Origin of the sequence: Rhizobium sp. BK591 (assembly GCF_014195045.1) — a bacterium.
GTDB lineage: Bacteria > Pseudomonadota > Alphaproteobacteria > Rhizobiales > Rhizobiaceae > Rhizobium > Rhizobium anhuiense.
Genome location: NZ_JACIAZ010000010.1, coordinates 167,323 through 179,898 on the forward strand (window position 1 = coordinate 167,323; position 12,576 = coordinate 179,898).

Annotated in this window: 9 protein-coding genes and 1 pseudogene; 4 read left to right on the forward strand and 6 right to left on the reverse strand. The window is 54.9% G+C overall.

Annotation, left to right across the window (positions count from 1 at the left end; all coding sequences use genetic code 11):
* From FHX10_RS32695 to FHX10_RS32705, 3 genes are all read right to left on the reverse strand, one after another.
* A complete protein-coding gene (locus FHX10_RS32695; protein ID WP_132575156.1) occupies positions 1 to 1,827 on the reverse strand; it encodes a thiamine pyrophosphate-binding protein in 1,827 nt (608 codons plus the stop codon).
* A gap of 55 nt (positions 1,828 to 1,882) precedes the next feature.
* The gene (locus tag FHX10_RS32700) at positions 1,883 to 3,250 is read right to left on the reverse strand and encodes an MmgE/PrpD family protein (RefSeq protein WP_132575154.1); all 1,368 of its coding nucleotides are present in this window, start codon (positions 3,248 to 3,250) and stop codon (positions 1,883 to 1,885) included.
* A 465-nt stretch (positions 3,251 to 3,715) separates the two neighbouring features.
* The gene (locus FHX10_RS32705) at positions 3,716 to 4,501 is read right to left on the reverse strand and encodes an enoyl-CoA hydratase-related protein (protein WP_132575152.1); all 786 of its coding nucleotides are present in this window, start codon (positions 4,499 to 4,501) and stop codon (positions 3,716 to 3,718) included.
* A 407-nt stretch (positions 4,502 to 4,908) separates the two neighbouring features.
* Here FHX10_RS32705 and FHX10_RS32710 point away from each other — a divergent pair, with 407 nt between their 5' ends.
* Together FHX10_RS32710 and FHX10_RS32715 are read left to right on the forward strand one after the other, a co-directional pair.
* Entirely contained in the window at positions 4,909 to 6,327 is a 1,419-nt protein-coding gene (locus tag FHX10_RS32710; RefSeq protein WP_132575151.1) for an MmgE/PrpD family protein, read from the forward strand.
* A gap of 324 nt (positions 6,328 to 6,651) precedes the next feature.
* A complete protein-coding gene (locus FHX10_RS32715; RefSeq protein ID WP_210294515.1) occupies positions 6,652 to 7,437 on the forward strand; it encodes an IclR family transcriptional regulator in 786 nt (261 codons plus the stop codon).
* 82 nt (positions 7,438 to 7,519) lie between these two features.
* Here FHX10_RS32715 and FHX10_RS32720 read toward each other — a convergent pair whose 3' ends face one another.
* Positions 7,520 to 9,145 carry an MFS transporter gene (locus tag FHX10_RS32720; RefSeq protein WP_132575147.1) on the reverse strand — a complete coding sequence of 542 codons (1,626 nt, stop codon included), beginning with the start codon at positions 9,143 to 9,145 and terminating at the stop codon, positions 7,520 to 7,522.
* A gap of 139 nt (positions 9,146 to 9,284) precedes the next feature.
* Positions 9,285 to 10,043 carry an SDR family oxidoreductase gene (locus FHX10_RS32725; protein WP_165932261.1) on the reverse strand — a complete coding sequence of 253 codons (759 nt, stop codon included), beginning with the start codon at positions 10,041 to 10,043 and terminating at the stop codon, positions 9,285 to 9,287.
* A 512-nt stretch (positions 10,044 to 10,555) separates the two neighbouring features.
* On the opposite strand from FHX10_RS32725, the gene FHX10_RS32730 reads away from it, so the two are divergent.
* Entirely contained in the window at positions 10,556 to 11,707 is a 1,152-nt protein-coding gene (locus FHX10_RS32730; protein WP_132575143.1) for an acyl-CoA dehydrogenase family protein, read from the forward strand.
* A gap of 169 nt (positions 11,708 to 11,876) precedes the next feature.
* Here the strand turns inward: FHX10_RS32730 and FHX10_RS35365 are convergent.
* Positions 11,877 to 12,110: pseudogene (locus FHX10_RS35365) on the reverse strand (serine recombinase); the annotation flags it as partial.
* A 142-nt stretch (positions 12,111 to 12,252) separates the two neighbouring features.
* Between FHX10_RS35365 and FHX10_RS35730 the strand changes: the two are divergent.
* Positions 12,253 to 12,507, forward strand: a complete 255-nt coding sequence (locus tag FHX10_RS35730; protein WP_409527301.1) for a transposase — start codon at positions 12,253 to 12,255, stop codon at positions 12,505 to 12,507.
* The last annotated feature ends 69 nt before the right edge of the window (positions 12,508 to 12,576 follow it).

Genomic DNA, 12,576 nt, shown 5'->3' on the forward strand with positions numbered 1-12,576 from the left:
CTAGCTTTCGTTCTTTTCGAATGTCGGCATGACAAAGCCTTTGGCTGCTTCTGGGCCAGTAACCGGACCTGGGGTCCAAGTTTCGTTCCAATTCTTCGGGTATGGATACCAGGCAGAACGGTATTGTGGGGTTTCGATTTCAGTCGCAACACTGATTACCGTGGGCTGTCTACTCGCCAAGGCGGCCTCGAATGCCTGCTTGAAGTCCTCAGCTTTATCGACTCGCACGCCGACGCAGCCCATTCCTTCAGCCATTTTGACGAAATCCGGTCCCCACAGCTCTTCCTCATCCTTCTTTCGATAGTCGCAAAGGGATTCACGGCCGTAGATTTTCAACATCGCCTCGCGTTCAATCTGCAAGGATTTGTTGTCGAAGACGATGGCAATAACGGGCAATTTTTGCTCAACTGCCGTGAGCATGACAGTGGCGCGCATAATGAAAGCGCCATCGCCCAATAGTGCAATCGCTGGCTTGCCCCCACTTGCCATGCTGGCGCCGATGGCGGCTGACGCGCTCCACCCCATGCGGTGCATGAAACTGCTGTGGTAGATGTTGCGCGAAGAAGCCCGCAAGAACCCAGGACCAAAGCTGAGCATGTGGCCCGTATCGAAAGTGAGGATAGCGTCAGGGCACCTCTCTTCGACGACTTGGCTGACATCCTCGCACACCCGTGCATAATGGAGAGGAGAGATGTTCGACGTGCGAAGGGGCTTTACCGCTTCATTGAACGCGATACGTTCGCGACCGAGTTCGGCCGTCCAGGCGGCCTTCTCCGCGACCCCTGAGGCTTTCGCTTCCTTGGTCAACGCCTCCAGAGCTAGTCGTGCGTCCGAGTTAAGAGCGACCTCGGTCGGATAAGCGCGCCCTAGCTCATTTTCATCGATATCGATGTGGATCAGCTTTGCGTTTCCGGGAATGTCGAATAAGGTCCAGCCGCCCGAGTCAATGTCCGTAAAGTGTGTGCCGACCCCAATGATAAGGTCAGAACGCCTTGCAAGGTGATTCCCATGCAATGTCCCAGCTCGTCCGACTGTACCAGCCGATAATCTATGTGTCTCAGGGAAGGCAGCCTTCCCGGCCGAAGTCGCGACGACCGGGGTGCCAGTCGCCTCGGCGAAATCCAGGAGCGCCTGATGCGCGCCGCTGTTAGCGATACCGCTACCGAAAACGACGAGTGGTCGCTCGGCGGACTTCAGAAGCTCGACTGCAACGGTCACACCCTCTGGATCTGGGCCTGGGCGGCGTACACGCATGTAAGGGCGGGGGTCAGGAAGGCTATCTTCTGGAATCAATGCATGCTGGATATCGAAAGGAATGGCCATGACAACTGGACCCGGACGCCCCGTGAGTGCAGTTTTATAGGCGCGCAGGAACATATCGATGCAGGTGTCGGGTCGCGTCGCCATGACTGATCTTTTGCACATCGGCCTGATGGCGCCGGAAAAATCCTCAGGGCCTTGTCGATAAGCCTCCTCGATTCCGCCGCGGTCGAACCAATGTGTTGCACCTACACCGACCAGGACCAGCATAGCGATAGATTCGTAGTAGGCGGTGGCGACAGCCGGCATGATGTTGGCATTGCCGGGACCGACACTGGTGGTCACAATTGGCAGTGGGCCGCCGCGCTTGTAGCGCCAATAGCCGTCTGCCAACTCCACTGCCTGATCTTCCATGCGGGCGCCGATGCAGTTAATCTTGGTGTCATAGACCAGGGCATCGAGCAGCCCCCAGTTTCCATGGCCATTCAACCCGTAGACGAATTCCGTGCCCATTTGTTCGAGCAATTTCGCGATCGCCTGTGAGACGGTGATCATCTTCTTTTCCATGGATATGTCCTCCTCATGTGTTCGTTTTGTCCCGCGCGGCGCGGTAACTGGGTATTTAATCTTGGAATATGGTGGTGCAGGTCGGGAGTGCGTGTGCCGAAGGTAGCTTCTCTATCTGTTGAAGAAGATCGAACAGCTCGAACGCTTGCGCATTAGTGTGTGTCTGTTGCGTGCATTCGCGAAACTTGCCCCACAGCTCATCGTGCGTGAGTGGCTCGGCGGCATAGCCCGGGATCGTGGCGATCGGGCCACTCTCGATGATCTCTCCGCTCTTCAGCTTCATGACCACCGATTCCGTTGGTGAAAAAACCGGATCCCGCGGATCGAATGCTTCGACCGCTTTCAGCCTCACTTTCGGGTAGAAGGCTTGCATATCCGGTCGCTGCACAACCTCGTCGGCGATTTCCGGAACACCAAATTTGCCGAGGATGACGGCCGCAGCGATACCAAACTGCCCGCTGAACTGAGCTTGGTACTGATTCTTTGGTTGATTATGAACAAGTACGGTCACTTGACCGCGTCCCATTTCGACTTCGACCGATTCAACCTCATCGGGATCAATTTTTCGGTCTCCGAGCATCTTTAGAGTGCCTTCGAACGAGCGATGCATAAAAAAACAGCTTGGATGCATCTTGAACTGCAGCTTGTAGCGCGGCAGGTACCATTCTTTTCCCAGCTGCGAGGGAGAGTCCCGATCAGGCGTTCCGCCCGACGAAAAGGCGGTTAGAAAGCCTTGCTCATTTTCGAGCGCATCTGCTCCACCCGTCATGCCGGCTTCTGCAAGGCGCGCTGCGATGACGCCGCTCCTCGATGCCATGCCTGAATGATAGCCCTTGGTCATGGAGCCAAAGTTCGAAAATAGGCCGCCAGAGTGGCTGGCGGCTATAGCGACAGCCATCTGCGCCTTTTCGGCCGATAGTTTTCGCAAAACCGCACAGGCTGAAGCCGTGGCTAGGGGACCGAGCAGAGCGGTCGGATGCCAACCGGCTTGGTGATAGGATTTGTTGCGCCGCCAAACTTCGCACCACACTTCGTAGCCGGCAACGAACGCTGTGACCATCTCCTCGCCCGTGGATCCGAGGACTTCAGCCTCGGCAAGAATTGCCGGGATGATCACGCCTCCGGGATGGCCCGACATCGTCTGGCACCCATAGTCCAGTGCGTGCGCGATAGCTCCAGCCAAAAGTGCCGCGTCGGGGCCGGCCACCAGCCTTGTCGAAAGACAGGCGCGGGATTCTTGCCGGCCTGAGGGTTCTACCAACGTCTTGCGCAGGATGACAGATAGCCGCTGATCAACGCCGGCCATAACAACGCCGACCGTATCTGCAAACGCGTCCCTTACGACTTGTATCGTATCGGGGGGCAGGTGCTCAAACCTGATATTTGCGAGGAAGCGGCCCACGTCTGCAGTAAGTTCTACCATCTCGGATTCTCTCTTTCACACGACGATCCAAGCCCGGCCCCGTGTTGTCCTCAGTCAAATACAAGCCGGAAACGGCTTGCCCTATGCCAGCGCGAACGCGCCATTCTCCGTGGATTCTGGACTTCCGTTGGAAGGCTCGGCAAACTAACTCATCCATCGTTTCGACGGCGTAAGTTAATCCCATATATTGACATTAATTGGTATCGGGCGATGTTTGTCAAGCGCTTTCGCGGTAAAAGAAACCCAATCGTGTGCCAAGCGTGACAAAGTTGAGCGTCGCAAGGGTGCAACTGGTCGAAATTTGGGAGGGGTTTCATACCGACGCGCGCAAGTTGACTTCGAGCACCGTATGTGGCGAAGGGAGCTTTAAAAACTGACACGGATCTGCCCAGATTCAGGTGCTTGGACGCGTAGCCCTACCGGTTGCTAGGTCTCAACATTCCGAGCATGAACAAGTTTGACAATTCAGTGGCCTGAAAACTCCGGAGTCCGCTTTTCCATAAACGCGCGCATACCTTCGGATTGGTCCTGCGAATCAAAGAGAACCTGAAATGCCTTGCGCTCGAGAAGCAACGCGGTCTCCAGCGACGCATCGCCCCCGATTTGCATAACCTCCTTGATCGCCTTTATCGCAAGCGGCGGCATGGCGACAATTTTGTCGGCGAGGTCGAGCGCGCCCCGCAGCGCGCTACCGTCACTTGTAACGAGTGACAGAAAGCCCATGGAAAAGGCTTCGCGTGCACCAATATGCTCTCCTGTCAGAACCATGCGCATGGTGAGGTACTTACCAATAGTTCTCAGTAGACGCTGTGTGCCACCAGCTCCAGGCATGACACCCACACGAACTTCCGGCAAGGCAAACTTGGCCCCCTCTCCTGCCACGATCATATCGCACGCCAGTGCAAGCTCGCAGCCGCCTCCAAGCGCAAAACCTTCAACAGCAGCGATTAGCGGCTTTGAGCAACGGCGCATCACCGTGAAAACGCGATCAGTGACAAGAATTGTATGGTCCGTAGGTGTCATCGAGGCCATTTCGCCCAGATCTGTCCCTGCCACGAAACATTTATTTGCACCGGTCAGTACAATGACGCGCACCGCGGGATCGTGATCCAGGGTCTCCAATATTTCCGCGAGCCTAGTTTTGATTTCGAAATTCAATGCGTTTCGACGGTCTGGCCGATTAATTGTGACGAGAAACACACCGCTCGCCGTTTCTTTAATAAGCACAACGTCGTTTCCAATCTCAGTCATGGAGTTTTCCTTTGCGTTATGTGGCGCGCGCACCGTCATGGCAAATCGGATGAGCAATTATGCGAGCGGTCAGTCGTGTTACCGAGGGGCCACCCAACATGACCACGTAAACTAGTCCGACATTGTGAGATAATTGTCAATGTGGGCGAGCACGTCTCACTCCCCAAACGCTGGAGTCGGCAAATGAGTTTCCGCTCAAGTTAAAGAAAGTGACCTGTGTGGACAAAACGTGACACCGCAGAAATGCTATCAGCATTCCGTTCTGCAGGTATTGCGCAATCCCGTATGACAGGATATTTTGTCACAAAACCGCGCGCCGCAGCTGTGACTGTCCGTTTACGACTGCGGTTAAGCCTTTCACGCGCCCGGCGAAGAGGCGTGCCAGCAGCCCAATCTAGAGGAACGAAATGCCCCATCAACAACCCGAGACCAGCAGTGACCTCGAAATGGCAGTTGCGAAGTTCGTAGTCGACTTTAAATGGTCGGATATCGAGCCATCGTCCCAGTCCGCTGTAAAGGCACTCCTGAAGGACCAGCTCGCGCTACAGGTCGGGGCGGTAGACTTGCCGTGGTCTCGCGATGCCAGACGCTTTTTGAGCAAACCTCGCTCGGGAACCTCGACGGTTGTTTCTGAAGAACAGACAATCGATGCAGCAGATGCTGCCTATATCAATGCTACATATGGCCATGGCTTCGAATACGACGACGTAGCGAGCAATGGTCATCCAGGATGTTGCGTTATTCCCACCGCGATTGCGGTGGGTGAGGAGGTGGGAGCGACGCTCGGCGAGGTCGTCGAGGCCATCGTGACGGGCTATGAGGTGTACGCGCGGCTGGGCCGCCTCGCTGCTCCGGACCTCGTCAATGCGGGTTGGCACGCACATTCAGTGCTGGCGAATTTCGGAGCCGCGGCAGTTGCAGCAAAACTGCATCGACTCAAAGCGGAGGAGGTCCGGCACGCGATGGCCATTGCGCTCAGCCATGCGTCTGGAACCACCGAGTACACGAAAAGTGGTGGGTCTATCAAACGTGTGCATGCTGGCATCGCGGTACGCAACGGCATCGAAGCCGTCAATCTTGCGCGTGTGGGTATAACTGGACCACGACGGTATCTGACGGGACCGAAAGGTTTTTTTCTAAACTTCATTCGTCGGCCGGTAGTCGAATCCGCTGCGGTTGAAGCATTCCAGTCCGTGAGGAATCAACGACTAAAGGACATCTGGCTCAAGGCCTATTGCTGCTGTGGCGCTCACCATGCCTATATTGACGCGATGACCAGTCTTCGTCACCGCGCTAGTGAGATCGAATCTGTTGACGCTATTGTCCAGGCAATGACCCGCACCCTTGGTGACAATCCGCAAGCGCAAGAGAATGGTACGACCAACATTGAAGAACTGCAGTTCAGTCTTGCCCTGCAGATGGCACTTGCCGCGTTGGGAAAAGGCAACGGTTACGCAACGCACCGGGCCTTTCTTGATGGTGCATTCGAACTCCGCGGCGATACAGACGTCGTGGCTTTCGCGCGACGCGTTCGCGTCATTCACTCGCCAGAACTCGATGAGCGCTATCCTTTTAATTTCGTCGGAGAAGTCACTGTGACCTACAAGGATGGCTCCAAGCAGAGTATCTTCATGGAGGGCGCGAAGGGGATGCCAAATAATCCCTTTACCGAAAAAGAACATCGCGCGAAGCTAGACGAACTGACTCAAGACGTCATGGGCGCAGGGCGTGCGTCTGAGCTTTTTGATCTTATCGATCTCCTTGACCCAGAAACACCGATCTCGTCTTTAACGCGTTTGCTACGATTTACCCCGGAATTGTCCTAGCGTTTTGGAAGCTGGTCGGAGATTGTCGGTGGATGATATGGAATATCTTTTCCTGGCGCACGCCTAGTTGTGCGCGGCCTCAAGGTGCGGAAAGACAATGGAAAAGTACAGAGATTTGCCAGTTCGCGCGTCTGGGGTTCTGGACAGGCCCGTGGATTTTCTAATAATGTGACACTCTTTATACAAGCAGAAAGCTTTCGGCAGAAGCCGCGAGAACCGTTTCCCTAAGATCCGAGTGCAATGGCGAAAACTCCATCTAATCCCCTCGCGAACCGCCCTTCAGCAGTTCCATCGAAACAGAGCGCCAAGGCTGCCACCGACGACATGGGATCGAACAGTCTCGTGCGAATGCTCAGCCTTCTAGATCTTTTCACGGCTGCTGCACCAGCTTGGTCCAGCGATGCTCTAATCCTTGCGTTGGGAACATCGCGATCCACGGGCTATCGCTACATTAAGGCGTTGGCTGATATCGGAATGCTGGCGCCTGTAGCAAATGGTTACTACACGCTAGGACCTCGAATTATTGAGCTGGATCTTCAGATCCGACATTGTGATCCTCTCTATAAGGCCGCTGGTCCGGTGCTTAAGAAAATTGCGAGTGAATCAGCACTTTCGGCGATTTTGTGTGCCTTGTTCAGTGGCTCGGTGCTCTGCGTGAGGGAGGAACTTGCTCCAGATAGCCCTGCGCACCTGTTTTCAAGGGGCCAGCGGCGGCCGCTCTTTCGAGGCGCCGCGTCGAAAATCATTCTGGCGCATTTGGGTCCTCATCAACTGCGCAGCATCTACGCCAAGCACAAAGCAACAATCGCCACCTCGGGACTTGGAGCAGATTGGGACTCTTTTCGAGAGAACCTGGCGGAGATTAGACGAGCCGGCTTTGCCAAGTCGGTTGGCGAGTTTAATCCTGATGTGATTGGTATTGCAGCGCCAATTTTCAATAAAGCGGGGCAAATTTTGGGTAGTATCGGCGTTGCTGGAGCCGAATCGAAGTTTAACCGGGACGATGTCGAACGCGTTGTCGCGATCGTAAAGGACGCTGGTCGGCAAGTCACTGATCGCGTTGGTGTCATCGCGGTTGGAACCGACCGGCCGGCGCGTGCAGTAGGCTAGTATCCCAGCACTTTTATGTCGCACTAGCAAAATCGCCTAACCGGCGCTGCTCAGCGCAACGAAGCGGCTTTGGACATGTTCTCTAATGATCCATTCGCGGAGGAAAAGAACTTCGCCAGGTGCCGGCGCTTGGATCACGGATGAGTTCATAATGCACCTCGGGCAGTCCGGGACCCTGATGCAAGTTGCGCAGGTACGCGATAACTTGTGCACCGGCGACAGTGCGGCGGGCGTGAAGACGCTGCGCCTCTGCCCAAGTTGCGACCTTAAACCGCTCAAACCAGACGGTAGGATCTTGTATATCTCTTGATAGAGTCCATCGAAAGGCACCATCCCGGATCCGGTTTCGTCGCTTTTCTCGCATCGCGTCGACGAACTGAGAAGCATCCTCCTCCCTAATCCGGTATGTAACGGTCGTCATGATCGGCCCGCTCGTTAGTACCATATCGAGCTTCGGTTGTGGTGCTGACCACTCCGAATCTTGATCGAGTTTATCGCTGTCAGGTTCTCGAATTCGGAAAGCTAGGCCGAAACTGGAGCCAATTGCCATCACGACCGCCGAAGCCAGCAAGGCAACACTGGTTCCGGACTGCCCTGCGACAAGTCCCCAAATTACGCTGCCGAGGGCATTTCCGCCGAAAACGAACATCTGATATATAGCTATGCTACGGCTGAGTACCCACCGCGGTGAGGAAACCTGAGCCGTGGAGTATAGCGTTACCTGCACGAGGACCCAGGATAGGCCCCCAATCGCGGCGCCGGCCATCGACAAAGGAAGGAAGTGGCTCCAGGCCAAAGTTGCAGCCGAGACGGCAAAACCCAAGAAACCGATTGCTATGAATGGCTCAATCGATACCTTTTGCCTCAAGTCGTCGATCACGACTGCACCTGCTACCGCACCGGCCCCGAAGGCACCCAATAGAATGCCGAATGACTCAGGCCCTCCGTGCAACAAATCCTTTGCGACGAGCGGCAACAGGGCGAGGACTGCTATCGCGGCTACGTTGAAGACCGCCGAGCGCAGCATGATCACCACTAGCATCGGCGAAAGCGCGACATATCGTATCCCCGCCAACATGGCGCTGGCGAACGGCTCGGGCGGCAGCGTGCCTGATTTTCTATGGGCGGGCCATCGCCTGGCGACGTCTACCACGCTCAGATTGCTCAGGGCACTGATGACGAAAGCCACAAAGGCACCAGCTATCGTAACTAGAGCACCGCCTATGGCCGGCCCAAGACTACGCGCAATATTAAGGCTGCTCGAATTCAAGGCGATTGCCGGAACAGCGTCAGTCTTCGAGACGAACTCAAAGATCATCGCTTGCCACCCTGGGTAATACAGCGCCCTCCCGCTGCCGATAAGAAAAGTACAGGTTAAGAGGAGCAGCGGTGTGAGCATTTCCAGGTAAGCGCATGTCGCAAGAACAATACATACCGACATCAGGAAAGATTGCGACCAAAGAACCAGCTTGCGCTCGCCAATCATGTCAGAAATGGCTCCTCCCGGGAGCGATAGCAACATGACGGGAAGGGCAACGGATGCTTGAACCGAAGCGACAAGCTCGGGCGAGCCATCGAGGGTAGTCATAAGCCAGGAAGCCGCAACCAATTGGATTTGCCATCCGAAATTCGCTGACAACCCCGCGAGCCAATAGACAAGAAACGGGCGTCTCCTGAGTAGCGCGAATGGGGATTGGGCGCGCGGCATAAATTATCCAAGGATCCTACAAGGATGCGTTCGTATTGGACTTGCTAGTGCGCACGCGACGTCGCCGCGGCTTTTAGAATCTCGTTGGTCAGGTCCCATCGAAAAATCAATTAGACCTGCCCAGGCTTCGGATCCCTGGTTAGTAAAGTGACCTAGTGAAGCCACCGTCCACCTGCACATTCTCGCCTGTAATAAAACCAGCGAGATCGGACGCAAAAAACGCAACGGTGGCGGCTAGCTCCTCGGGTTTGCCGGCCCTTTTTAGAGGAATTCGGCTAACTCTTTCTTCGATATTATGGACAGTGTGGTAGGTAGATGTCACTACCACAGCCGGCGCAACCGAATTGACGGTTACGCCATGTTCGGCCATTTCCATGGACAGATGTTTCAGAGCGGCCAGCACTCCGGCACGATAGACAGTTGAAAGAGCGTGATTTGGTAGAGGTTGTTTGATAGATGCTGATGTGATGGCCACAATTCGCCCCCACCCCGGACCAATAAGCAATGGAGCGAGTTTACGCAGTATCAGCAGGGCACCTTTTAGCTGTCCCTGATAGGCATCCTCCCAACGCTGGTCGTCTTGCTCTGCCAGGAAATCAAACATCGGTCGCGGCGGAGGCGGCGTATTGAGCACCAGGATTTGCATCCCACCACCTTTTACGAGTTCATTCCTAAGCCGTTCGACGTCGTCGGAGTTTGTAATGTCGCCTTCAACCGTTTCTACTTTCGCGCCCGGGATCTGGAGCAGCTCTTCACGAGCCTTGTGCAGCTTTTCCGCATTACGTGCGAATATGACTAGCTCGACTCCTTCCGCGGCCAATCTCTCGCAAACCGCGTAGCCCAGCCCTGAACTCCCGCCTATCACGACCGCTCGCTTGCCTGCTATTCCCAGATCCATCTGACACTCCCAATCATAACCGACGCTTATTCTATTGGCGTCCATCTTCTCCGACACCGCGTCTGATGTTTTGCGGTGGTAGCCTTTGTATCCTGTCCATTCGCTTCAAGCTTTGCCTCGGTGGCCACGACATGTCAGGCTTCAAATGACTTTTCTTTGCGACAACATCAACCAGCACGCCGACGAATCCCATATGCAGTAAAGAGTTCCCACCATTCTGGATTTTTGTCAAATTGAAAAGTCTGATATTCGGCGGCGGTCGTAGGATGATCGGCGCCGTTGATTGCGTTTCGAAGCGTGTTTTGAGGGAGTTATGGGGCTCTGCGGAACTTTGCCACGATGCGTGGGGAGGTAGGACAGGGACTGGTTTCAATCCTTTACAATAAAAATGTTCGGAGTTTTGTAAACATGTCCTATCATCTGGGATAAGTTTGTATTAGATTAATGCGGACCCTGTTTAATTTTTCCTTAAATCCTGATGCAACATCAGGATGTAGCGAATTGGAGGAACGATGGATTTCGCCCTGACGGATGAGCAGCAGCTTTTTGCAGATAGTGTAAGACGGTTTGCGACCGACAAATTCAAAGAGGGCGCTCTTAAGCGCGCTCATTCAAACGAATATCCTTGGGAGGAGGCGAAAATGATCGCCAACCAGGGACTTCTCGGCATTACCATTAAGCCCGAAGACGGCGGAATGGGCGGAACGCTGATGGATGCTGTTATTGCTATTGAGCAGATGGCGCTCATATGCCCGAAAAGCGCCGACATCATTCAGGCCGGCAACTTCGGGGCAATCCGTACCTTCGCCGAATATGCGAATAATGATCAAAAGAAGAAATGGCTGGGGAAGCTGTTGTCGGGGGAAATGGTCATTTCACTCGGCATGAGTGAGCCCGAGGCCGGTTCGGCCGCCACTGACCTTCGGACATCAGTGAAAGAAGATGGCGACGATTATCTCATCAATGGTCAGAAGGTTTTTGGCACGCACAGCCGAGATGCGTCCTTGTTTCTCGTCTACTGCCGTTTTGCGCCCGGGCTTGATGGTATCGGCTCAATTATCGTAGAGCGCGACGCGCCCGGGTTCACTGTCGGTGAGCCGTCGCAGTTCATGAGCGGGGAAGAATGGTGCCCACTCTATTTCGAGAATGCTAGGGTGCCAAAGAAGAACCTTCTTCTTGGGCCCGGCGGCTTCAAACAGCAGATTGCGGCATTCAATGTAGAGCGGATTGGCAACACCGCGCGCTCGCTCGCGATTGGCCGCCATGCCTACAATCTTGCGCGGGATTATGCCATCGAACGAAAGCAATTTGGCCGCCCACTGTGCGAATTCCAGGGTATGCAATGGAAATTCGCCGATATGGCTATGAAGCTCGAGTCCGCACAGTTACTCTTATATAAGGCAGCGGTCGGGGCAGATACGGGATTACCGTCGGCATATGACACGACGCTTGCAAAATTGGCGTGCAATCAGGTCGGCTTCGAGGTCGCCTGTGAGGCAGTCCAGATCATGGGTGGGATGGGGTATAGCCGAGAGACTCTCGCCGAATACTGCATGCTGCGCACAAAGGGGTGGATGATCGCGGGCGGTTCGGTTGAGATGATGAAGAATCGAATGGCAGAGTTCATATTCGATCGGCGTTTCAGCCAACGACTTGCCAAGTAAGGAAGCTGAGGCGCGGCATAGCTACGGCGGGATAGGGGTGGCGTAAGCAGGCCACTTGCGTCTACCGCACTACGCTACGTCGGCGCTCTTGGCCACCTGTAAAATCGATCGCAGAGCTAGTCGCTTCTGCGATCGATATGCATGGTGCCGTATCTTATTTCCAGAACAGTCCCGAGTCGCGGCATCCCGATAGCAGCGCTTTGCCGCCGCGGCCCGATTTGACCCCGCCGGCGCGGGCCATAATTATTGAGCGCGAGTTGCTGTTGGGTTGCGCTCGCAGTCGTCCCAGGTGATGTAACCTTCGTGATGCTCCCTGATCATCGCCTCCCAGGTTCCAGCCGGCTTGCCATCGATAACTCCGCCGCGCGCGACCATCGAAGATGGCAGTTCGCTTCTCGCTCTTTTCCATGGACGTAGAACAAGCTCCGCAGGGCGATGATCGATCCGGACAGGCGTCCACTTCGCGGCATGATCGAGATCGACGAGACGAATGTTCCGTTCCGCCGTAAGGATGAGCCAGAAGGCGGTGGTCAGGGACGCAGTCCATCGGCAAGATTTTCATGATTGGTGCGGTTGAGGTTGAGGCTGGAAAATATCCAGCACGATGCCGTCTGCAGCGAATCGTCAACATCAATCGCGAGAGCCTACACGCCTTCATCCGGGACAACACCGTTGTCGGCAGCCTGCTCGTTACGGATGGAAACACTGCTTACAGGCGCTTGGAAGATCTGCGATCAGGAGGCGGCCAGACAACAAATAGCAAAGACAACAGGCTGGGATTAGAGCCCACAACCGTTTGACGTTATGAGGGTATTTCATCAATCGGCAGAGAATACGCAGAAGCGCTCGGACGAGAAGAAATCTAGTCC

Coding starts and splice junctions, on each gene's coding strand:
- FHX10_RS32695 (WP_132575156.1), bottom strand. CDS start 1,827: ATGGAAAAGAAGATGATCACCGTCTCACAGGCGATCGCGAAATTGCTC.
- FHX10_RS32700 (WP_132575154.1), bottom strand. CDS start 3,250: ATGGTAGAACTTACTGCAGACGTGGGCCGCTTCCTCGCAAATATCAGG.
- FHX10_RS32705 (WP_132575152.1), bottom strand. CDS start 4,501: ATGACTGAGATTGGAAACGACGTTGTGCTTATTAAAGAAACGGCGAGC.
- FHX10_RS32710 (WP_132575151.1), top strand. CDS start 4,909: ATGCCCCATCAACAACCCGAGACCAGCAGTGACCTCGAAATGGCAGTT.
- FHX10_RS32715 (WP_210294515.1), top strand. CDS start 6,652: ATGGGATCGAACAGTCTCGTGCGAATGCTCAGCCTTCTAGATCTTTTC.
- FHX10_RS32720 (WP_132575147.1), bottom strand. CDS start 9,145: ATGCCGCGCGCCCAATCCCCATTCGCGCTACTCAGGAGACGCCCGTTT.
- FHX10_RS32725 (WP_165932261.1), bottom strand. CDS start 10,043: ATGGATCTGGGAATAGCAGGCAAGCGAGCGGTCGTGATAGGCGGGAGT.
- FHX10_RS32730 (WP_132575143.1), top strand. CDS start 10,556: ATGGATTTCGCCCTGACGGATGAGCAGCAGCTTTTTGCAGATAGTGTA.